This window comes from Pseudomonas sp. LS.1a, assembly GCF_022533585.1.
Lineage (GTDB): Bacteria > Pseudomonadota > Gammaproteobacteria > Pseudomonadales > Pseudomonadaceae > Aquipseudomonas.
In genome coordinates, this window is record NZ_CP092827.1 from 4,790,735 (window position 1) to 4,812,196 (window position 21,462).

Below are 21,462 nucleotides of genomic sequence, written 5' to 3' on the forward strand. Positions count from 1 at the left end.
GCTCTTCGCGGGCGTGCCCGCGAAGAGGCCGGGCGGCGAACCGCCCGGCGCAGAGGGTTACAGATGCGACTCGGCGTACTCGGCCAGCACCGAGCGTGGCACGCCCTGCAGGGTGATGTGCACGCCATGGGGGAAGTCCTTGAAGCGCTCGGTCAGGTAGGTCAGGCCCGAGCTGGTCGCGGACAGGTAGGGGGTGTCGATCTGCGCCAGGTTACCCAGGCAGACCACCTTGGAGCCGGAGCCGGCACGGGTGATGATGGTTTTCATCTGGTGCGGTGTCAGGTTCTGGCACTCGTCGATCAGGATCAGGCTCTGCTGGAAGCTACGGCCACGGATGTAGTTCAGCGACTTGAACTGCAACGGCACGCGTTCGAGGATGTACTCGACGCTGCCATGGGTGCTTTCGTCATCCATGTGCAAGGCTTCGAGGTTGTCGGTGATGGCGCCCAGCCAGGGCTCCATCTTCTCGGCCTCGGTGCCCGGCAGGAAGCCGATCTCCTGGTCCAGCCCCTGCACACTGCGGGTGGCGATGATGCGCCGGTAGCGCTTGCTGACCATGGTCTGCTCGATGGCCGCGGCCAGGGCCAGGATGGTCTTGCCGGAACCGGCGGCGCCGGTCAGGTTGACCAGGTGGATATCCGGGTCGAGCAGGGCGAACAGCGCCAGGCTCTGATGGATGTCCCGCGGCTTCAGGCCCCAGGCTTCCTGGTGCAGTAGCGGTTCCTGGTGCAGGTCGAGCAACAGCAACTCATCGTTGCGGATACCCTTGATCCAGCCGACGAAGCCCTGTTCATCGATGATGAACTCGTTGACATGCACCGCCGGCAGGTTGTCGATCAATTGCACGCGGTGCCAGGTACGGCCACGCTCCTGGCGGGTATCGACCTTGCTCACCCGGTCCCAGAACGAGCCGGTGACCGAATGGTAGCCCTTGGACAGCAAGGACACGTCATCGACCAGCTGGTCGGTGCTGTAGTCCTCGGCCGCGATGCCACAGGCACGTGCCTTCAGGCGCATGTTGATGTCTTTGGTGACCAGCACAACGTCCAGGTCGGTGCGCCGGGCCCGTACTTCGAGCAACTGGTTGATGATGATGTTGTCGTTGAGGTTTTCCGGCAGCAGCTTGTTCGGCTCGTTGCGCGGGGTCATCAGGATGGACAGGAAGCCCTTGGGCCCGCTCTTGCCACGCTGGATCGGAACGCCCTGCTCGACATCGCTGGGCGAGGCGTCACCCAGGGTCTGGTCGATCAGGCGAATGGCCTGGCGGCATTCGGCGGCGATGGTCTGTTTGCCGGTCTTGAGCTTGTCGAGTTCCTCCAGCACCGTCATCGGGATGGCGACATGGTGCTCCTCGAAGTTCAGTAACGCGTTAGGGTCGTGAATCAGGACGTTGGTATCGAGCACATACAGGATAGGCTTGCTGGAGGAAGGGTTGCGTCCTTGGTCATCCATACTCGGTCACCTTATGTCGAAGCCACACGGCGTGGTCTGTTACGCCGCAGAGTGACTGCCGCTGTCCCCGTATCCGCGTTGTTACGGGCGGGAAGCGAACCTGGCTAGGTGGGCCTGGATGACGCCACCTGTGCTGCAGGAATCGGCTGTCTGGTTTCTTCATACCGCAAAAATGATGACTAAAAAAAGTCTTTTTACGTGTAGGTGAAGTTTATTTTTCCAAATGACGAACAGGGGTTGGCGAGGGGGCGCGTGAGGACTACAGTAAAAATTCAGGCTGGCCTTGCCGAGGCCATCGCCAGCAGCCCATGCACGGTACCTGTGGAAGCTGGCGTGCCGGCGATGGGCCGCAAAGCGGCCCCCTACTCCCGCCAGGCATACGCCTGACAGTCCTCCCAACCAATCCCGCTCTGCGCGGTATTGCGCAACAACCACTCCACCGCCGGCTGCGCCTTGGGCAGGCTGTCATGGAACTGGATCACCCCTTTGCGCCACAGCAGCATCAAGGTCAGCACCCGCTGCGCCGAGGCCTCGGCGCTCAGTGCGCCATCATCCTGGGCATCGATGTCCCACAATGACACCCGCAACTGCTGGCTGGCCATGAATGCCTCGCCATCGGCCCGACGCTGCCCGTAAGGTGGCCGGAACAACGGCACATACTGCTCCGGCAGGTCTGCCTGCACCCGCGCCTGGCTACGCCGCAACGAGTCCTGCCAACCATTCCACAGCGCATGGGAGCGGTACTCCCAACCCTGTATCCCCACGCACTGCCCGCCATAGAGCTGACGCAAGGCATTCGCCACCCCGGCGTCGCGGCGTTGCTGCAGGCGGTTGCCGAGCACGAAGAACGTGCCTTCAAGCTTTTGCCGGCGCAGGTAATCAGCCAGCAGGTCGGTGCTGCCGCCCTCCGGCCCGGGCCCGCCGACGAAGGTCAGCAGGAACATGCGGTCGTTCAGTTCATCCCCGTTGCGCTCGCGCGAGGACAGCCGCTCCAGCTCGCTACTGGTCTGTGGCAGCAACGCAGCCTTGCGCAGTTGCTCGTCCAGGTAGCGCACATGGAACTGGTGACTCGGCTCGACCCAGCCGGTGTAGAACGTGCCGACATCGGCAGCGAACGTCGCCGCTTGAGCACGCAACTCCGCCATCGACGTTACCGGGTAACAGAACGACGCATCCTGCTCGCAACTGCGCTGCGCCTGTTGATAACCTTCCCACAACCGCTGCCACATGCGCGCCCGCACCAGGCGCACCTTCTGCAGGTTGATCTGCCGCAGCCCCAAGCGTGCCGCCAGCGCTGCGTCGTCCAACTGCTCGCTTTCGTGCAGCACCTGGGCGAACGAGAGGATTTCGGCGCGCGAGGCCACATCGAACAGCGCCGGGCTGTCCAGCTGTTCGGGCCACAGGCTGCGGTCCAGGCTCGCCTGGGGTAACGGGGCAGCTTGCACGGCCAGGCTCAGCAGAGCGGCCAGCAAGGCAGAGGCAATGCGCACGGTTGAAGGCTCCGCAACGGCAAAACGCGCACTATAGCGCCTGCACCGGCCATGGTCTGTGACTATCGTCGCCATAGTTTGGACTTGCACCGCCCAGCCCGTAGAATCCACGGTCAACGATGCCAGGAGCCGACCCGATGCTGACGGTGATTTCCCCCGCCAAGACCCTCGATTACGACACCCCGCCGGTGACCGAGCGTTTCACCCTGCCCCAGTACCTGGACGACTCCCAGGAACTGATCCAGCAACTGCGCGACCTGTCGCCGGCGCAGATCAGCGAACTGATGCACCTGTCCGACAAGCTCGCCGGCCTGAATGCCGCGCGCTTCGGCAGCTGGACCCCGGACTTCACCCCGGCCAATGCCAAGCAGGCGCTGCTGGCGTTCAAGGGTGACGTGTACACCGGCCTCGACGCCGAGAGCCTGGGCGAGGATGACTTCAGCTACGCCCAGCAGCACCTGCGCATGCTTTCGGGCCTGTACGGCCTGCTGCGCCCGCTCGACCTGATGCAACCCTACCGCCTGGAAATGGGCACCAAGCTGGCCAACGCCCGCGGCAAGGACCTGTACGCCTTCTGGGGCACACGCATCAGCGAATGGCTGAACCAGGCCCTGGCCGAACAGGGCGATGACGTGCTGCTGAACCTGGCCAGCAACGAGTATTTCAGTGCGGTGAAACGCAGTGCGCTCAAGGCCCGGGTGATCAACGTCGACTTCAAGGACCTGAAGAACGGCCAGTACAAGATCATCAGCTTCTACGCCAAGAAAGCCCGCGGCATGATGAGCCGCTTCGTCATCCAGCAGCGCATCAGTGACCCGGAGCAGCTCAAGCAGTTCGATGTGCAGGGGTACTACTACAGTGCCGAGCAGTCGAAGCCTGACCACCTGGTGTTCCTGCGCGATCATCCTTCCGAGTGATCCTGTCACGCCCTCTTCGCGGCTGAAGCCGCTCCCACAGCCCCCCCACTGAACTCAAGACCAGTGCAAAACCTGTGGGAGCGGCTTTAGCCGCGAAGAGGCCAGCAGCCATTACGCACCTCTCCTGCCCCGCAACAGGGCGCACTTCATATCGCCATTACGTCATAAACCTGGCGTCAATAAATCGCCACCACCCTACTTATAGCCAAACGCCATAAGACCGTTCGTAGCTTTTTTGACGAATTTTTCAAAATATTTTTCGATGCTGGCATAAAAATATCTCGCAACAGTTTCGCCCTTTATATATCGGGGTAAAACACCCGTGTGCTATCAGATTGAAATTGTCCGCCACTGAAAAAATATTTAGAAATCTTTCATCCGCGCCGAACCCACTCCGGAACTTCTGCTACGACGAATCGCTCATAGTGCCGTAACGATTTTCCTGCCCCCGGGCTGTGAGAGATGACTTACAAGTGACAACGGCAGGTATCCACTACCAGCCCCAACAACTTCGACAGGTATGACAGGCACCCCCTGAAAACCCTGTCCACGCAGGAGAGACGCGTCCCTTACATATCGTCCTAGTGGTTGATTTCAAAGGATTTTTCCACTTGAAAAAACAAGCACAGCAACGCGCCATGTAGCGCATTGCAATAAAGACGGCTGCATTCCAGGGCACGTTTTTTAATTAATGGCTTTTTACTGCCACATTTGAGTGCATAACTTTTTGCGCTCCGGATTTATTTTGCCTGCGCTCGGCGAAGTGTGCATTTCGCCATGGATCCGTGCGCCCGAAAACTGTTGTTAATCAACCCAGCCCGGCTCTTCCCGGAGAGGCCGGCGTGATAAACACATGAGGTGATAGCGATGCGTATCAGCATCTTTGGTTTGGGTTATGTGGGTGCAGTCTGTGCAGGCTGCCTGACGGCGCGAGGCCATGAAGTGATCGGTGTGGACGTGTCCAGCACCAAGATCGACCTGATCAATCAGGGCAAGTCCCCCATCGTCGAACCTGGCCTGGAAGCACTGCTGCAACAGGGCATCGCCAACGGCCGCCTGCGCGGTACTACCGATTTCGCCGAAGCCATCCGTGCCAGCGACGTATCGATGATCTGCGTGGGTACCCCAAGCAAGAAGAACGGCGACCTGGGCCTGGAATACATCGAGTCGGTGTGCCGCGAAATCGGCTACGTACTGCGCGATAGCGAGCGCCGTCACACCATCGTGGTACGCAGCACCGTGCTGCCAGGCACCGTGAAGAACGTGGTGATCCCGATCCTCGAAGACTGCTCGGGCAAGAAAGCCGGCGTCGACTTCGGTGTCGCGGTCAACCCGGAATTCCTGCGTGAAAGCACCGCGATCAAGGACTACGACCAGCCACCGATGACCGTCATCGGCGAACTGGACAGCGCCAGCGGCGACATCCTGCAGGCCCTGTACGAAGAGCTCGACGCACCGATCATCCGCAAGCCGATCGAAGTGGCCGAGATGATCAAGTACACCTGCAACGTATGGCACGCCACCAAGGTCACCTTCGCCAACGAGATCGGCAACATCGCCAAAGCCGTAGGCGTGGATGGCCGTGAGGTGATGGACGTGGTCTGCCAGGACAAAGTGCTGAACCTGTCCCAGTACTACATGCGCCCTGGCTTCGCCTTCGGCGGCTCGTGCCTGCCCAAGGACGTGCGCGCCCTCACCTATCGTGCCGCCAGCCTCGATGTACGCGCACCGCTGCTCGACTCGCTGATGCGCAGCAACGAGTCGCAGGTGCAGAACGCCTTCGAGCTGATCGAAGCCCACGACAAGCGCAAGGTCGCCCTGCTCGGCCTGAGCTTCAAGGCCGGCACCGACGACCTGCGTGAAAGCCCGCTGGTGGAACTGGCCGAGCGCCTGATCGGCAAGGGCTACCAGCTGGACATCTACGACGAGAACGTCCAGTACGCCCGCGTCCACGGCGCCAACAAGGACTACATCGAATCGAAGATCCCGCACGTGTCGTCGCTGCTCAACGCCGACTTCCAGAAGGTGATCGACAACGCCGACATCATCGTCCTGGGCAACCGTGACGAGCAGTTCCGTGCACTGGCCCAGCAAGCACCGGCCGGCAAGCACGTGATCGACCTGGTCGGCTTCATGAGCAAACCGACCTGCGCCACCAGCCGCACCGAAGGCATCTGCTGGTAAGTGCTGGCCGGGCAGCGGGGGCCTCCCCACCCCCGCTGCCCACCTTTTCCCGAATTCTCGACGGATGCTGAACATGCAAAGGCTCCAGACAGTGCTGTTGCAGTGCGCCGGTTGGCTGCTCTACATGAGTCTGCTCATGCTGATCGCCCTGGCCCTGCCAGCCGATATCTTCGACTCGCAGTCGAAGCACTTCATCTTCCTGGTCGGCGCAGTCGGCATCTGGCGCTATTCCATGGGCGCCACCCATTTCATCCGCGGCATGATCTTCCTCTACGGCGTGTATCCGTACCTGCGCCGCAAGGTGCAGAAGATGGGCAAGGACACCGACCCGTCCCACGTGTACCTGATGGTGACCAGCTTCCGCATCGAAGCACTCACCACCGCCCAGGTGTACAGCTCGGTGATCCGCGAAGCGATCAACTGTGGCTTCCCCACCACCGTGGTCTGCTCGCTGGTGGAAATGTCGGACGAACTGCTGGTGAAAAGCCTGTGGGCCAAATACAACCCGCCAGCCCACGTGAAGCTGGACATCGTGCGCATCGCCGGTACCGGCAAGCGTGACGGCCTGGCCTACGGCTTCCGTGCCATCTCGCGCATGCTGCCGGACGACAACGCCGTGGTGGCGGTGATCGACGGCGACACCGTGCTGGGCGATGGCGTGGTACGCAAGACCGTGCCGTGGTTCAAGCTGTTCCCCAACGTCGGCGGCCTGACCACCAACGAGTTCTGCGAAGTGCGTGGCGGCTACATCATGAGCGAGTGGCACAAGCTGCGCTTCGCCCAGCGCCACATCAACATGTGCTCGATGGCCCTGTCCAAGCGCGTGCTGACCATGACCGGGCGCATGTCGATGTTCCGCGCCAGCGTGGTGACCAACCCCGAGTTCATCGCCGACGTCGAAAGCGACTCGCTGATGCACTGGCGCCTGGGCCGCTTCAAGTTCCTTACCGGTGACGACAAGTCCAGCTGGTTCAGCCTGATGCGCCTGGGCTACGACACTTTCTACGTGCCGGACGCCGCCATCAACACGGTCGAGCACCCGCCGGAGAAGAGCTTCCTCAAGGCCAGCCGCAAGCTGATGTACCGCTGGTACGGCAACAACCTGCGGCAGAACTCCCGCGCGCTTGGCCTGGGCCTGCGCCGCCTGGGGCTGTTCACCAGCATCGTCCTGTTCGACCAGCGCGTGTCGATGTGGACCAGCCTGCTGGGCCTGACCGTGGCGGTGATCGCCAGCCTCAAGTTCGGCCTGGGCTTCCTGCTGGTGTACCTGCTGTGGATCGGCATCACCCGCCTGATCCTCACCATCATGCTGCTGTGCTCCGGCCACAACGTAGGCCCGGCCTACCCGCTGATTCTCTATTACAACCAGATCATCGGCGCGCTGATGAAGATCTACGTGTTCTTCCGCCTCGACAAGCAGTCCTGGACGCGTCAGCCCACTGCCCTCAAGCGTGACCTCGCCAGCTTTCAACAATGGTTCAACACCTGGTCCTCGCGGACCATGACCTTCTCGGCTGCCAGCATCTTCGTCGCTGTGCTGTTCATGGTCGTGTGAGCCCAACCCGGATCGGAACTAACAGGAACAAACCACATGAATACCGCCGTGAACGTCAACGTCGTGCATGAGTCCGAAGCCCAGCGCCAGCATGCCCGGGTACGCATCCCCGCCAAGCTACGGTTCCTCGACCCTCAGCGCCAGGCCCACGATGTGAAGGTCGACGACCTCTCTGCCGGTGGCCTGAGCTTCCACACCAAGCAACAACTGACGGTTGGCGACGTACTACGCGGACGGCTGCAGTTCACGGTCGACAACCTCGGCCTGTCGATGGACATCGAGTTCCAGGTGCGCTCCTACCACCCGGACAGTGGCCGCACCGGCGCGCAGTTCCAGAACCTCGAGCCACGCGACATCGCCACGCTGCGCCATATCATCACTTCGCACCTCTCGGGTGAGCTGATCACTGCCGGCGATGTGCTCAGCACCTTGCAGCGCGACAACTTCACCAAGGCACGCAAGCAGAAGGATGGCGGCAGTGGCCTGAGCGCCTTCGGCCGCCTCAAGGCGGTCACCGTCACCCTCGGCGTGTTCGTGGTCGGTGTCGCCGCCTTCGGCTTCATCGCCAAGTCGCTGTACGGCATGTACTTCGTCAGCCATGCCGAAGCCGGCGTGGTCGCAGTGCCCACCACCACCATCACCATGCCGCGCGACGGCACCGTGAACAGCCTGGTCGACAGCGGTGGGCAGATCGCCAAGGGCGCGCCACTGGCCAGCTTCACCACCAGCATGCTGGACATGCTCAAGGGCAACCTGGAGGACGCACAGCTGGAGCCGGCGAAGATCGAGGAACTGTTCGGCAAGCAGCTGTCCGGCACCCTTACCAGCCCATGTGATTGCGTGGTCGCCCGCCAGCTGGTGGACAACGGCCAGTACGCCGCCAAGGGCCAGCCGATCTTCCAGCTGATCCCGCGCACCACCAACCCGATGATCGAGGCGCGCTTCACCTACCGCCAGTTCGACGAGGTCAAGCCAGGTACCCGGGTCAACTTCCAGGTAGCCGGCGAAGACGAAGTGCGCACCGGCCAGATCGTCAGCAGCGCCAGCCTCAACAGCGAAGACCTGGCCGCCGACATCCGCGTGCAGATCAAGCCCGACAGCGCCCTGCCCGCCGAACTCGCCGGCCGCCCGGCTTCGGTCAACAGCGACCGTGGCCCGTCGCTGAACTGGCTGATCGACAAAGCCATGGCCCGTGGGCTGTAAGAGGATCACAACATGATTCCCTACAAGAAAAGCGCCAGCCTGGGCCTGTGTGCCCTGGCTGCAGCCATCACCCTGGCTGGCTGTGCCGGCCTGCCCGACCAGCGCCTGGCCAACGAAGCCATGAAGCGCGGTGACACGGCACTGGCCGAGCGCAACTACAAGGCCCTGGCCGACCTGGGCTACAGCGAAGCGCAAGTGGGCCTGGCCGACATCAAGGTCGCCACCCGCGACCCCGCGAAAATCAAGGAAGCCGAGGCCACCTACCGCGCCGCGGCCGCCATTTCGCCGCGTGCCCAGGCGCGCCTGGGCCGCCTGCTGGTGGCCAAGCCCGACAGCACCCAGGCCGAGCGCGAAGAAGCCGAGACCCTGCTCAAGCAAGCCGCCAGGCAGGGCGAAAGCAACACCCTGATCCCGCTGGCGATGCTCTACCTGAGCTACCCGCAAAGCTTCCCCAAGGTCAACGCGCAACAGCAGATCGACCAGTGGCGCGCCGGCGGCAACCCGGAAGCGGGCCTGGCCCAGGTGCTGCTGTACCGCACCCAGGGCACCTACGACCAGCACCTGGGCGAAGTGGAGAACATCTGCAAGGCCGCGCTGAACAGCACCGACATCTGCTACGTCGAGCTGGCCACCGTGTACCAGAAGCGTGGCCAGGCCGACCAGCAGGCCGCCCTGCTCGGCCAGCTCAAGGCTGCCTACGCCCGTGGTGCAGTACCGGCCACCCGGGTCGACAGCGTTGCCCGGGTACTGGCTGACCGCAGCCTCGGCCAGACCGACGAGAAAACCGCCAAGGACCTGCTCGAACAGGTAGCCCCGGCCAACCCGGCGTCCTGGGTCAGCCTGGCGCAGCTGGTGTACGACTTCCCCGAGCTGGGCGATACCGACCAGCTGATGGCCTACATCGACAAAGGCCGCGAAGCTGAACAGCCACGCGCCGAACTGTTGCTGGGCCGCCTGTACTACGAAGGCAAGACCGTACCTGCGGATGCGGCCAAAGCCGAACAACACCTGCAGGCTGCCGCCGACGCCGGCGAAGTCAGCGCCCATTACTACCTGGGCCAGCTCTACCGCCGCGGCTACCTGGGCAACGTCGAGCCGCAAAAGGCCGTCGACCACCTGCTGGCCGCCGCCCGCGGTGGGCAGAACAGCGCCGACTATGCCCTGGCCCAGCTGTTCAGCGAAGGCCACGGCATTCGCCCGCAACCGGGTAACGCCTGGGTCTTCGCCCAGCTGGCCCAGGTCAACCCGACGCCACAGTCCGCTGAACTGCTGCAGCAGCTCGACCAGCAACTCACGCCTGACCAGCGCAGCCAGGCCCAGCAACTGCTGGCCCAAGAAAAACAGGCGCGCGGCAGCATGAGCCAAGGCGCCAACAGCACCTTGGCCATCGAAGCCCTGCAAGACGACGAAAAAGAAGTAACCGGTGAGGACTCGCTATGACGCTCAATCCCCTCGTGAAAGCTGGCATCGGCCTGAGCTTCGCCCTGCTGTGGTCCTGCCCGACCCTGGCGGCAATGACCGCTGAAAAGAACTTCGGCCTGGATGTGAAAATCACCGGCCAGTCGGAAGACGACCGTGACCTGGGCACCCGCTCCGGCGGCGACGTCAACGGCCTCGGTCTCGATCTGCGCCCCTGGGTATATGGCGAGCGTGGCAACTGGAGCGCCTATGCCATGGGCCAGGCCGTCACCGCCACCGACACCATCGAAACCGACACCCTGCGCCAGAACGACGACGGCACCAGCACCGACACCGCCGCCGACGGCCGCGAGCAGGACAAGAGCTACCTGGCCATGCGCGAATTCTGGGTCGGCTACAGCGGCCTCACCGCCTACCCTGGCGAGCAACTGCGTTTCGGTCGCCAGCGCCTGCGCAGCGACGATGGCATGTGGCGTGACACCAACATCGAGGCGCTGAACTGGACCTTCGACACCACGTTGCTCAAGGCCGACCTGGGTGTGGCCCAGCGCTTCAGCGAATACCGCACCGACCTCACCGAGCTGGCCCCGGAAGACAAGGACCGCACACACCTCTACGGCAACGTCGCCACGCAGTGGACCCCTGGCCACTGGGTCGGCGTACGCGCCCACCACACCCACGACGGCGGCAGCCTGAAGAACCCGGGCGAAACCGTCGATGCGCTGGACAAGACCCGCACCGGCGACCTCACCTGGCTGGGCCTGGAAGCCAACAGCGACGCCTACAACTGGCGCAACGATCACACCGTCAACTACTGGGGCAGCGTCACCTGGCTGACCGGTGACCGCGACACCCTCAGCAGCCAGGTCGTCGGCGACCAGACCGTGGCCACCGGCAAGCAGAGCGGTGACGTCAACGCCTGGGCCACCGACTTCGGCGTCCGCCTGCGCCTCGACCCGCAATGGCAGGTTGGTGCGGCCTACGCCCGTGGCAGCGGCGGTGGTGGCGACGACGGTTCGAGCAACTACGAGCAGACCGGCCTGGAGAGCAACCGCTCCAACTACACCGGTACCCGTTCGCGCGTACACCGCTTTGGTGAAGCCTTCCGTGGCGAGCTGGGCAACCTGCAGGCGGCCACCCTGTTCGCCTCCTGGCAGCTGCGCGACGACTACGACGCCAGCTTCATCTACCACAAGTTCTGGCGTGTCGATGGCAACCAGAACATCGGTTCCAGCGGCATCAACGCGGTGGTCAACGACAACGGTGTGAACCGCCCACTGGTCGATGGCGAAAAAGACCTTGGCCAGGAGATGGACGTGGTCGTGACCAAGTACTTCAAGCAAGGCCTGCTGCCAGCTTCGATGAGCCAGGCCATCGACGAGCCATCTGCCCTGGTGCGTCTGCGTGCCGGTGTGTTCAAGCCGGGCGATGCCTACGGCAAGGAAGCGGACTCGTACATGCACCGCGCCTTCGTCGATGTGATCTGGCGCTTCTGAGGCCGGTAGAGGACTTACCGTTATGAACCTTCACCCGCACTTACGCCACAGCCTGTTGGCCAGCGCCTTGCTGCTGGCCAGTGGCCTGGTCGCTGCCGCAGAACCCCAGGTGATCGCCAAGGAACTGCAGCAAGCCAAGACCTATACGGTCTCCAGCGCACCGATCGAGCCGCTGCACATGGACCCGCCGAAGCTGCCTGACCTGACCGGCTACACCTTTGATGCGGTGCAGAAAAAAATCGACCGCCGCCACAAGGGCAAGGTCAGCCTGCGCCGCATGTTCCAGGAGGATACCCTCAAGGAATTCGTCGGTGGCGACAACAAGGCGGCCGAGTGGGTCCAGCGCCAGCATGGCATTCCGCAGGCGATCTTCGTCGATGACGGCCATGTCGACCTGGTCGAACTGAGCAAGAAGGTACCCAGGCAGTACCTCAGCGAAGTCGAGCCGGGCGTTTACCTGGCGCGCCTGCCGATCGTGGTCGGGCCGAAGGGCATCCTCGAGATCGACGGTAAGGTCAAGCAACTGCGCCTGTCCCAGGAAGGCGGTTCGTTCCTGGTCAACGACGGCAAGCTGTTCGTCACCGACACCCAGGTGACCGGCTGGCGGGAAAAGGACAACGGCCCGGCGACCTTCCGCTCGCCCAAGGAATTCCGCCCGTTCCTGCTGTCGTGGGGCGGCACCGAGACCTACATCGTCAATACGAAAATGGCCAGCTTCGGCTATGCCAAGTCCAAGTCGTATGGCGTGAGTATCTCGCAGTACACGCCGAACATGGCCAAGCGCATGGGCCGCCCTGAACCCACCGGCTGGATCATCGGCTCCGAGTTCAGCGACATGTGGTACGGCTTCTACTGCTACGAGACCCAGGACTTCGTGGTCAAGGACAGCACCTACCGCGACAACATCGTCTACGGCATCGACCCGCACGACCGCTCGCACCGGCTGATCATCGCCGGCAACACGGTGTACGGCACCAAGAAGAAGCACGGCATCATCGTGTCGCGTGAGGTCAACGACAGCTGGATCATCAACAACAAGAGCTTCGACAACAAGCTCTCGGGCGTGGTGATCGACCGTAACAGCGTCAACAACCTGATCGCCTACAACGAGATCTACCGCAACCACACCGACGGTATCACCCTGTACGAAAGCGGCGACAACCTGATCTGGGGCAACAAGCTGATCAACAACCGCCGCCACGGCATCCGCGTGCGTAACAGCGTGAACATTCGCCTGTACGAAAACGTCGCCATGGCCAACGGCCTGGTGGGTGTGTACGGCCACATCAAGGACCTGTCCGATACCGACCGCGACATCGCCCTCGACCCGTTCGACACCAAGGTGTCGCTGATTCTGGTCGGTGGCGAACTGTCGGCCAACGGCTCCGGCCCACTGTCGATCGACTCGCCACTGTCGGTCGAACTGTACAAGGTGTCCATGCTCGCCCCGCGCAAGGCCAGCGGCATCAGCCTCAACGGCGTCCTCGGCGAACGCCAGGACGAAATCCTCGACCTGCTGGTACGCCAGCAAAAGGCTGTGCTGATCGACCCGGTCGAACGCCAGACCGAAATGATCGATTAAGGAAGCCCAGACCATGACGCCACATCTGATGAAACTGCTGGGCCTGTCCGCCGCCCTCCTGGCGATCAGCCAGGGCGTGCGCGCCGAAGACGTCAAGGCCCCCACCTTCAGCGCCGAGCCCTGCTGCCAGCTGTGCCCTGAAGCACATGACGCCAGCCGCTACACAACCCGCTACCAGCAGAACTTCACCACGCTGGTGCAGGCCCAGGGCGACTGGCTGTTCCGTACCCGCGAAGACCTGCGCACCGAGTTCAACACCACCCCTGCCGGCTACAAGCGCCTGCAGCAGGTGCACGACGCGTTCAAGAAGCGCGGCGTGGAACTGGTGGTGGTGTACCAGCCGACCCGTGGCCTGGTGAACCGCAACATGCTCAACCCGGCGGAAAAAGCCGCCTTCGACTACCAGAAGGCCCTGGGCAACTACCAGGCCATGCTCAAGCGCTTCGCCAGCATGGGCTACAACGTGCCCGACCTGTCGCCACTGACCAACGAACAGCTGGCCGCTGCCGACCAGGGCAAGGACTTCTACTTCCGTGGCGACCAGCACTGGACGCCGTATGGCGCCGAGCGTGCGGCGAAGATCGTGGCCGACACCGTGCACAAGATGCCGGCCTTCGAAGGCATCCCGCGCAAGGAGTTCGAGACGAAGAAGTCCGGGCGCATGGGCAAGACCGGCACCTTGCATAACGTCGCCGGCCAGCTCTGTGGCACCAGTTACGCCGTTCAGTACATGGACCAGTTCGCCACCGAGCCGAAAGGCTCCGACGGTGGCGGTGACGACCTGTTCGGTGACGCCGGCAACGCGCAGATCACGTTGGTGGGTACCAGTCACAGCGGCAAGAACTACAACTTTGCGGGCTTCCTGCAACAGTACATTGGTGCCGATGTATTGAACGTGGCCTTCCCTGGCGGTGGCCTGGAAGGCTCGATGATCCAGTACCTGGGCAGCGAAGAATTCCAGAAGAACCCGCCGAAGATCCTGATCTGGGAATTCTCCCCGCTGTATCGCCTGGACCAGGAAACCATCTGGCGGCAAATCCTTGGCCTGCTCGACGACGGCTGCGATGACCGCCCGGCCCTGATGAGCGCCAGCGCCACCCTCAAGCCCGGCAAGAACGAGCTGATGGTCAACGGCAAGGGTGGCGTGCTCAAGGACCTGGTCAACCGCAACATACAAATGGACGTGAAGTTCGAAGACCCGTCGGTGAAGGTGCTGCAGGCCACCCTCTGGTACCTCAACGGCCGCCACGAGGACATCAAGCTGGAGAAACCGGAAACCTCCGACACCGACGGCCGCTTCGTCTTCCAGATGCGCGAAGACGAGGACTGGGCCAGCCAGAGCCTGTTGGCGTTCGAGGTGCAGGGGCCGGAAAGCGGTACCCAGAAGGTCGAAGCCAAGCTCTGCAAACGCAACAACTTCGCCGTGCCCGCGCAGACCGCGCAGGCCGGCCAGTGAGGCGACCATGATCCCGTTCAAGCGAATTTCCCGCCCCGCCCTGCTTGCCCTTGCGTTGTGCGGCGGTGCCGCGCACGCCGCGCTGGTACCACCCCAGGGTTACTACGAGGGGATCGAAAAGCTCAAGACCGGCGACGGCAACTTCCGCTGCGAGGCTGCCCCCAAGCCGTACACCGGCGCCCTGCAGTTCCGCAGCAAGTACGAAGGCTCGGACAAGGCGCGGGCCACGCTCAATGCCGCCTCGGAAAAGGCCTTTCGCAAGTCCACCGAAGACATCACCACCCTTGAGAAAGGTGTGAGCAAGATGATCGGCCAGTACATGCGTGACGGCCGCCCGGCACAGCTCGACTGCACCCTGGCCTGGCTGGGCAGCTGGGCCCGCGCCGATGCGCTGATGTCCACCGACTACAACCACACCGGCAAGTCGATGCGCAAATGGGCACTGGGCAGCATGAGCGGTTCGTGGCTGCGCCTGAAGTTCTCCAGTTCGCAGCCGCTGGCCGCGCACCAGGCCGAAGCCGAGCTGATCGAAAAATGGTTTGCCCGGCTGGCCGAACAGACCGTGCGCGACTGGAGCGACCTGCCGCTGGAGAAGATCAACAACCACAGCTACTGGGCAGCCTGGGCGGTAATGGCCAGCGCCGTGGCCACCGACCGTCGCGACCTGTTCGACTGGGCCGTGAAGGAATACCGGGTTGGCGCCAACCAGGTCGACCAGCAGGGCTTCCTGCCCAACGAACTGAAACGCAAGCAACGCGCCCTGGCCTACCACAACTACGCCCTGCCACCGCTGGCGATGATCGCCAGCTTCGCCCAGGTCAATGGCGTGGATGTGCGTGGCGAGAACAACAACGCCCTGCAGCGCCTGGCGCAGCGGGTGCTGAACGGGTCGAAGGACCCCAGCGCGTTCAAGGCCCGCAATGGCGAGAAACAGGACATGAAAGACCTGAAGATCGACAGCAAGTACGCGTGGATGGAGCCCTACTGCAGCCTGTATGCGTGCAGTGGCGACACCCTGCAACGCAAGCGTGGCATGCAGCCGTTCAACAGCTTCCGGCTGGGCGGCGACCTGACCCGGGTCTACGACCCGAGCGCAGAATCGAAAAAGTAACGCAAAACCCCTGTGGGAGCGGGTTTACCCGCGAAAAGGCCAGACCTGCCATGTGCGGTGCCTGTGCCGGCCTCTTCGCGGGTAAACCCGCTCCCACAGGAATCTAGGTAGCCCGCCACGAACATGTGGGGGGTTTGGGGGGCGCTTTGCCCCGGATGCTGTGAACAAAAAGGAGAACCGGGATGGTCTTCTCGTCCAACGTGTTCCTGTTCCTGTTCTTGCCGATCTTCCTCGGCCTGTACTACTTGAGCGGGCAACGTTATCGCAACCTGCTGCTGCTGGTCGCCAGCTACATCTTCTACGCCTGGTGGCGGGTGGACTTCCTGGCCCTGTTCGCCGGGGTCACCCTGTGGAACTACTGGATCGGCCTGAAAGTCGGCGCCGCCGGTGTACGCACCAAGCCCGCGCAGCGCTGGCTGCTGCTCGGCGTCGGTGTCGACCTGGCGATCCTCGGCTACTTCAAGTACGCCAACTTCGGCGTCGACAGCCTCAACGCGATCATCTCCTCGTTCGGCCTGGAGCCGTTCATCCTCACCCATGTGCTGCTGCCGATCGGTATCTCGTTCTACATCTTCGAGTCGATCAGCTACATCATCGACGTGTACCGCGGCGATACCCCGGCCACCCGCAACCTGATCGACTTCGCGGCGTTCGTGGCGATCTTCCCGCACCTGATCGCCGGCCCCGTGCTGCGCTTCAAGGACCTGGTCGACCAGTTCAACAACCGTACCCACACCCTGGACAAGTTCTCCGAAGGCTGCACCCGCTTCATGCAGGGCTTCATCAAGAAAGTGTTCATCGCCGACACCCTGGCGGTAGTGGCAGACCACTGTTTCGCCCTGCAGAACCCGACCACCGGCGATGCCTGGCTCGGCGCCCTGGCCTACACCGCGCAGCTGTACTTCGACTTCAGCGGCTACAGCGACATGGCCATCGGCCTGGGCCTGATGATGGGCTTCCGCTTCATGGAAAACTTCAAGCAGCCGTACATCAGCCAGTCGATCACCGAGTTCTGGCGGCGCTGGCACATCAGCCTGTCGACCTGGCTGCGCGACTACCTGTACATCACCCTGGGTGGTAACCGCAAAGGCACCTTCAACACCTACCGCAACCTGTTCCTGACCATGCTGCTGGGCGGCCTGTGGCACGGCGCCAACTTCACCTACATCATCTGGGGTGCCTGGCACGGCATGTGGCTGGCCATCGAGCGCGCGCTGGGCATCGACACCAACCCGCAGCGTTTCAACCCGGTGAAGTGGGCGTTCACCTTCCTGCTGGTGGTGGTCGGCTGGGTGATCTTCCGTGCCGAGAACCTGGAAGTGGCCGGCCGCATGTACGGCGCCATGTTCAGCTTCGGCGACTGGCAGCTGTCGGAACTCAACCGTGCCCAGCTCACCGGCCTGCAGGTAGCCACCCTGGTGGTCGCCTACATCACCCTGGCGTTCTTCGGCCTGCGCGACTTCTACCGCAACGCCAGGCCAACGCCCAAGGCCACCCCGGTGGAGGTCAACAACGACGGTTCGATCGGCCTGGACTGGACCCGGGTGATGACCCGCGCCCTGGTGCTGCTGCTGTTCGTGGCCTCGATCCTCAAGCTTTCGGCGCAGAGCTACTCGCCGTTCCTTTACTTCCAGTTCTGAGGTTGATGACATGACCCGGACATTACGCATTACCTATTCGCTGTCGTTCCTTGGCCTGCTGGTGGGCATGGGCGTGTGGTCCACCGGTGGCCTGCAAAGCTTCCAGCGTACCGAGCAGATGACCCTGCTCAACGGCAAGCTGGCCAAGGCCGCCGAGACCCACTACGACGAGCAGTTCCCGATCAAGCGCCTGGGCACCAACCTGTGGGCGGCGATGGACTTCAAGCTGTTCAACGAAGGCCGCCCCGGCGTGGTTCTGGGCCGCGACCAGTGGCTGTTCAGTGACGAAGAGTTCAAGCCCACCGCCGGTGCCGAGCAGCTGATGCAGGAAAACCTGGCGCTGATCCGTGGCGTGCGCGACACCCTGCAGCAGCACGGCAGCCAGCTGGTGCTGGCGATCGTGCCGGCCAAGGCGCGGGTGTATGCCGAGTACCTGGGCAATGAGCTGCCGACCAGCCTGCATGACGACCTGTACAACCAGTTCCATGCCCAGGTGCGCCAGGCCAACGTGTTCGCCCCGGACCTGATGGCACCTATGGAGCAGGCCAAGGCCCGCGGCCAGGTGTTCCTGCGCACCGACACCCACTGGACGCCGATGGGCGCCGAAGTGGCGGCACAGGCACTGGCCGAAGCGGTAAGCCGCCAGAGCCTGCTCAATGGCGCCCCACAGACGTTCATCACCGAAGCCGGCAGTACCGCGCCGTACAAGGGCGACCTGACCAACTTCCTGCCACTGGACCCGCTGTTCAGCAACCTGCTGCCGGCCCCGGACAACCTGCAGCAGCGCACCACTCGCCCGGTCGAGGCCGAAGGTGAAGCCGGTGACGCACTGTTTGCCGACACACAGATCCCGGTTGCGCTGGTAGGCACCAGCTACAGCGCCAACCCGCACTGGAACTTCCTCGGCGCGCTGCAGCAGGCCTTGCGCAGCGACGTGGCCAACTACGCCGAAGACGGCCATGGCCCGCTACTGCCGATGCTCAAGTACCTGCAAAGCGATGCTTTCAAGAACGCCGCCCCGCAAGTGGTGGTGTGGGAATTCCCCGAACGTTATCTGCCAATGAAGAACGACCTCAGCAGCTTCGATCCACAGTGGATCGCCCAGCTGAAGAACACCCGTAAATCCGAAGAAAACCTGGCTTTGTCGTCCACCCGGACAACCCACTGATCAGAGGAAACATACACATGACTACCAAGACTTCCATTGCCAAAGCCCTCACCCTCGCAGCCGGCCTGTCCCTGGCCTCCATGCAGGCCTTCGCCGGCGCCGACGCCGCGCTGTACGGCCCGAGCGCACCGAAAGGCTCGACCTTCGTACGCCTGTACAACGCCTCCAGCGCACCGGCTGCAGCCTCGGTCGGCAACACCCAGATCAAGCAGGTTGGCGCCCAGGCCAGCAGCGACTTCAGCTTCCTGCCAGGGGGCGACTACACCGCCCAGGTCGGCGGCAAGAGCGTGCCGGTCAAGCTGGCCTCGGACAAGTACTACACCCTGGTCAACAGCGCCAGCGGCAACCCGCAGCTGATCGAAGAGCCGCCGTTCAAGAACAAGCAGAAAGCCCTGGTTCGCGTGCAGAACCTGAGCGACCAGCAACTGACCCTGAAGACTGCCGACGGCAAGACCGAAGTGGTCAAGCCGGTGGCCGCCAACGGCCGTGGCGAACGCGAAATCAACCCGGTCAAGGTCAACCTGGCGCTGTACCAAGGAGACAAGAAAGTGGGTGACGTCAAACCCGTCGCCCTGGAGCGCGGCGAAGCCGCAGTGCTGTACGTAACGGGTTCCGGCAACGCCTTGTCGCCGGTGTGGGTAACTCGCCCCGTGGCTAGCAACTGATTCCCCTGCCTCTCAACGACTATTGGAGAAACATGATGATCCCGGTAATTCTTTCTGGTGGTAGCGGTTCCCGTCTGTGGCCTCTGTCGCGCAAGCAGTTCCCCAAACAGTTCCTGGCCCTGACCAGTGAACACACGCTGTTCCAGCAAACCCTCGAGCGCCTGGTGTTCGAAGGCATGGACACGCCGATCGTGGTCTGCAACAAGGACCACAAGTTCATCGTCCAGGAGCAACTGGCCGCGCTGAAGCTGGAAACCCAAGGCATCCTGATGGAACCGTTCGGCCGCAACACCGCGCCGGCCGTGGCCATGGCGGCCATGAAACTGGTCAACGAAGGCCGCGACGAGCTGATGCTGGTGCTGCCCGCCGACCACGTGATCGAGGACCAGAAGGCCCTGCAACGCGCCCTGGCCCTGGCCACCGTGGCCGCCGAGCGTGGCGAGATGGTGCTGTTCGGCGTGCCGGCGACCAAGCCGGAAACCGGCTACGGCTACATCCGTTCCAGCCAGGACGCCCTGCTGCCTGAAGGCGTGGCGCGCGTGGCGCAGTTCGTCGAGAAGCCCGACGAAAAACGCGCCGCCGAGTTCGTCCAGGCCGGCGGCTACTTCTGGAACAGCGGCATGTTCCTGTTCCGTGCCAGCCGCTTCCTCGAAGAGCTGAAGAAGCACGACGGCGACATCTACGACACCTGCGTACTGGCGCTGGAGCGCAGCCAGGAAGACGGTGATGTGCTGAGCATCGACGAGGCCACCTTCGCCTGCTGCCCGGACAACTCCATCGACTACGCGGTGATGGAAAAGACCCAGCGCGCCTGCGTGGTGCCGATGTCGGCCGGCTGGAGCGACGTTGGCTGCTGGTCGTCGCTGTGGGAAGTGCACGAGAAGGACGACAACGGCAACGTCACCAAGGGCGATGTGGTGGTGCAGGACAGCCGCAACTGCATGATCCACGGCAACGGCAAGCTGGTGTCGGTGATCGGCCTGGAGAACATCGTGGTGGTCGAGACCAAGGACGCCATGATGATTGCCCACAAGGACAAGGTCCAGGGCGTCAAGCAGATGGTCAAGACCCTCGACGAGCAGGGCCGCAGCGAAACCCAGAACCACCTGGAAGTGTATCGCCCATGGGGCTCGTACGACTCGGTGGACATGGGTGGCCGCTTCCAGGTCAAGCACATCACCGTCAAGCCGGGCGCCAGCCTGTCGCTGCAGATGCACCACCACCGCGCCGAGCACTGGATCGTGGTGTCCGGCACCGCCGAGGTGACCTGTGACGAGAACGTGTTCCTGCTGACCGAGAACCAGTCGACCTACATCCCGATCGCCTCGGTGCACCGCCTGCGCAACCCGGGCAAGATCCCGCTGGAGATCATCGAAGTGCAGTCCGGCAGCTACCTGGGCGAGGATGACATCGAACGCTTCGAGGATGTGTATGGGCGTACCTCCACACCGATCGAGCGTGGTATTTCGGTGAAGACCATCGCGCAGTAAGCAAGACCCTGGGGCCGCTTTGCGGCCCCGCTTTTTGAGCCACTCCCCATTTCGGGCTACGATGGTCAGACCCCGCGCAATCAAGGTCTGCCCGCCCCATGATCATCGGTGCCTTCCTCATCCTCACCTGGCTGGTGCTGCTGCTGCGCTACCCGGCCAAGGCCCTGCCGATCTCGCTGGCTGCCGTATGCGGCCTGGGCCTGGTGGCCCTGTTCGTCGTCTGGCAGGACACCCGCGAAACCTCGCAACTGGCCCGTCTGGACCTGCGCCTGACCTACGCCCCCGAACACTGCCCCGCCGACCGCGCCCTGCAGGTGCGCATGAAGAACGGCAACGACGTGCCGCTCACCGAACTGCGCTGGCGAGTGGCGGCCTATGCGCCGGGCGATACCGTGAACCTGGCCGAGAATACCTACAACGCCCCGCGCTACCGTGGGCCGGGTGAACTGCAGCCAGGGGCCGAGTGGAAAGACTGCCTGCCATTGCCACCCCTGCGCTCCGGGTACCGGCCGCAGACCCTGGAATTTCGGGCAGAGCACCTGCAAGGTACGTTTGCCAACTGATTTATCGCCTGTGCGGGCCTCTTCGCGGGTAAACCCGCTCCCACAGGGACCACACAGGTCTCAAATTCTGT

16 protein-coding genes are annotated in these 21,462 nt (G+C 63.1%); 14 read left to right on the forward strand and 2 right to left on the reverse strand.

Going from position 1 to position 21,462, the window contains the following annotated elements:
* Nucleotides 1–57: 57 nt before the first annotated feature.
* Together MKK04_RS22120 and MKK04_RS22125 are read right to left on the reverse strand one after the other, a co-directional pair.
* Entirely contained in the window at nt 58–1,452 is a 1,395-nt protein-coding gene (locus tag MKK04_RS22120) for a PhoH family protein (protein WP_013974146.1), read from the reverse strand.
* Nucleotides 1,453–1,814: 362 nt separating this feature from the next.
* Nucleotides 1,815–2,942, reverse strand: a complete 1,128-nt coding sequence (locus MKK04_RS22125) for a polysaccharide deacetylase family protein (protein WP_233694127.1) — start codon at nt 2,940–2,942, stop codon at nt 1,815–1,817.
* 137 nt (nt 2,943–3,079) lie between these two features.
* Here MKK04_RS22125 and yaaA point away from each other — a divergent pair, with 137 nt between their 5' ends.
* The 14 genes from yaaA to MKK04_RS22195 all read left to right on the forward strand — a co-directional run bounded on the left by yaaA (nt 3,080) and on the right by MKK04_RS22195 (nt 21,391).
* On the forward strand, nt 3,080–3,859 hold the full coding sequence (gene yaaA, locus MKK04_RS22130) for a peroxide stress protein YaaA (RefSeq protein WP_061552453.1): 780 nt from the start codon (nt 3,080–3,082) through the stop codon (nt 3,857–3,859).
* 867 nt (nt 3,860–4,726) lie between these two features.
* Nucleotides 4,727–6,043: a nucleotide sugar dehydrogenase gene (locus MKK04_RS22135; protein WP_063913336.1), complete on the forward strand. Its 1,317-nt coding sequence runs from the start codon at nt 4,727–4,729 to the stop codon at nt 6,041–6,043.
* A 73-nt stretch (nt 6,044–6,116) separates the two neighbouring features.
* Complete coding sequence (locus MKK04_RS22140; protein ID WP_207836306.1) at nt 6,117–7,598, forward strand: glycosyltransferase family 2 protein; 1,482 nt, start codon at nt 6,117–6,119, stop codon at nt 7,596–7,598.
* A 36-nt stretch (nt 7,599–7,634) separates the two neighbouring features.
* On the forward strand, nt 7,635–8,801 hold the full coding sequence (locus MKK04_RS22145; protein ID WP_063913337.1) for an alginate biosynthesis protein Alg44: 1,167 nt from the start codon (nt 7,635–7,637) through the stop codon (nt 8,799–8,801).
* Nucleotides 8,802–8,813: 12 nt separating this feature from the next.
* The gene (gene algK, locus MKK04_RS22150; RefSeq protein WP_233694126.1) at nt 8,814–10,241 is read left to right on the forward strand and encodes an alginate biosynthesis TPR repeat lipoprotein AlgK; all 1,428 of its coding nucleotides are present in this window, start codon (nt 8,814–8,816) and stop codon (nt 10,239–10,241) included.
* Nucleotides 10,238–11,716, forward strand: a complete 1,479-nt coding sequence (locus MKK04_RS22155; protein WP_063913339.1) for an alginate export family protein — start codon at nt 10,238–10,240, stop codon at nt 11,714–11,716. Before algK ends, MKK04_RS22155 begins: the two co-directional genes overlap by 4 nt.
* 22 nt (nt 11,717–11,738) lie before the next feature.
* Nucleotides 11,739–13,298: a mannuronan 5-epimerase AlgG gene (gene algG, locus MKK04_RS22160; RefSeq protein WP_063913340.1), complete on the forward strand. Its 1,560-nt coding sequence runs from the start codon at nt 11,739–11,741 to the stop codon at nt 13,296–13,298.
* Nucleotides 13,299–13,311: 13 nt separating this feature from the next.
* Complete coding sequence (locus MKK04_RS22165) at nt 13,312–14,754, forward strand: alginate O-acetyltransferase (RefSeq protein WP_063913341.1); 1,443 nt, start codon at nt 13,312–13,314, stop codon at nt 14,752–14,754.
* Between the two features lie 7 nt (nt 14,755–14,761).
* Nucleotides 14,762–15,865, forward strand: coding sequence for a mannuronate-specific alginate lyase (locus MKK04_RS22170; RefSeq protein ID WP_207836321.1), 1,104 nt, complete (start codon nt 14,762–14,764; stop codon nt 15,863–15,865).
* A 182-nt stretch (nt 15,866–16,047) separates the two neighbouring features.
* Complete coding sequence (locus MKK04_RS22175) at nt 16,048–17,505, forward strand: MBOAT family O-acyltransferase (RefSeq protein ID WP_063913343.1); 1,458 nt, start codon at nt 16,048–16,050, stop codon at nt 17,503–17,505.
* A gap of 10 nt (nt 17,506–17,515) precedes the next feature.
* Complete coding sequence (locus MKK04_RS22180; protein ID WP_233694124.1) at nt 17,516–18,673, forward strand: alginate O-acetyltransferase; 1,158 nt, start codon at nt 17,516–17,518, stop codon at nt 18,671–18,673.
* A 17-nt stretch (nt 18,674–18,690) separates the two neighbouring features.
* Nucleotides 18,691–19,338: an alginate O-acetyltransferase AlgF gene (locus MKK04_RS22185; RefSeq protein WP_063913345.1), complete on the forward strand. Its 648-nt coding sequence runs from the start codon at nt 18,691–18,693 to the stop codon at nt 19,336–19,338.
* 35 nt (nt 19,339–19,373) lie between these two features.
* Nucleotides 19,374–20,828, forward strand: a complete 1,455-nt coding sequence (locus MKK04_RS22190) for a mannose-1-phosphate guanylyltransferase/mannose-6-phosphate isomerase (protein WP_207836554.1) — start codon at nt 19,374–19,376, stop codon at nt 20,826–20,828.
* Between the two features lie 98 nt (nt 20,829–20,926).
* Nucleotides 20,927–21,391: a hypothetical protein gene (locus tag MKK04_RS22195; protein ID WP_015271749.1), complete on the forward strand. Its 465-nt coding sequence runs from the start codon at nt 20,927–20,929 to the stop codon at nt 21,389–21,391.
* The last annotated feature ends 71 nt before the right edge of the window (nt 21,392–21,462 follow it).

Coding starts and splice junctions, on each gene's coding strand:
- MKK04_RS22155 (WP_063913339.1), top strand. CDS start 10,238: ATGACGCTCAATCCCCTCGTGAAAGCTGGCATCGGCCTGAGCTTCGCC.
- MKK04_RS22180 (WP_233694124.1), top strand. CDS start 17,516: ATGACCCGGACATTACGCATTACCTATTCGCTGTCGTTCCTTGGCCTG.
- MKK04_RS22185 (WP_063913345.1), top strand. CDS start 18,691: ATGACTACCAAGACTTCCATTGCCAAAGCCCTCACCCTCGCAGCCGGC.
- MKK04_RS22190 (WP_207836554.1), top strand. CDS start 19,374: ATGATCCCGGTAATTCTTTCTGGTGGTAGCGGTTCCCGTCTGTGGCCT.
- yaaA (WP_061552453.1), top strand. CDS start 3,080: ATGCTGACGGTGATTTCCCCCGCCAAGACCCTCGATTACGACACCCCG.
- MKK04_RS22170 (WP_207836321.1), top strand. CDS start 14,762: ATGATCCCGTTCAAGCGAATTTCCCGCCCCGCCCTGCTTGCCCTTGCG.
- algG (WP_063913340.1), top strand. CDS start 11,739: ATGAACCTTCACCCGCACTTACGCCACAGCCTGTTGGCCAGCGCCTTG.
- MKK04_RS22195 (WP_015271749.1), top strand. CDS start 20,927: ATGATCATCGGTGCCTTCCTCATCCTCACCTGGCTGGTGCTGCTGCTG.
- MKK04_RS22135 (WP_063913336.1), top strand. CDS start 4,727: ATGCGTATCAGCATCTTTGGTTTGGGTTATGTGGGTGCAGTCTGTGCA.
- MKK04_RS22145 (WP_063913337.1), top strand. CDS start 7,635: ATGAATACCGCCGTGAACGTCAACGTCGTGCATGAGTCCGAAGCCCAG.
- MKK04_RS22165 (WP_063913341.1), top strand. CDS start 13,312: ATGACGCCACATCTGATGAAACTGCTGGGCCTGTCCGCCGCCCTCCTG.
- MKK04_RS22120 (WP_013974146.1), bottom strand. CDS start 1,452: ATGGATGACCAAGGACGCAACCCTTCCTCCAGCAAGCCTATCCTGTAT.
- MKK04_RS22175 (WP_063913343.1), top strand. CDS start 16,048: ATGGTCTTCTCGTCCAACGTGTTCCTGTTCCTGTTCTTGCCGATCTTC.
- MKK04_RS22140 (WP_207836306.1), top strand. CDS start 6,117: ATGCAAAGGCTCCAGACAGTGCTGTTGCAGTGCGCCGGTTGGCTGCTC.
- algK (WP_233694126.1), top strand. CDS start 8,814: ATGATTCCCTACAAGAAAAGCGCCAGCCTGGGCCTGTGTGCCCTGGCT.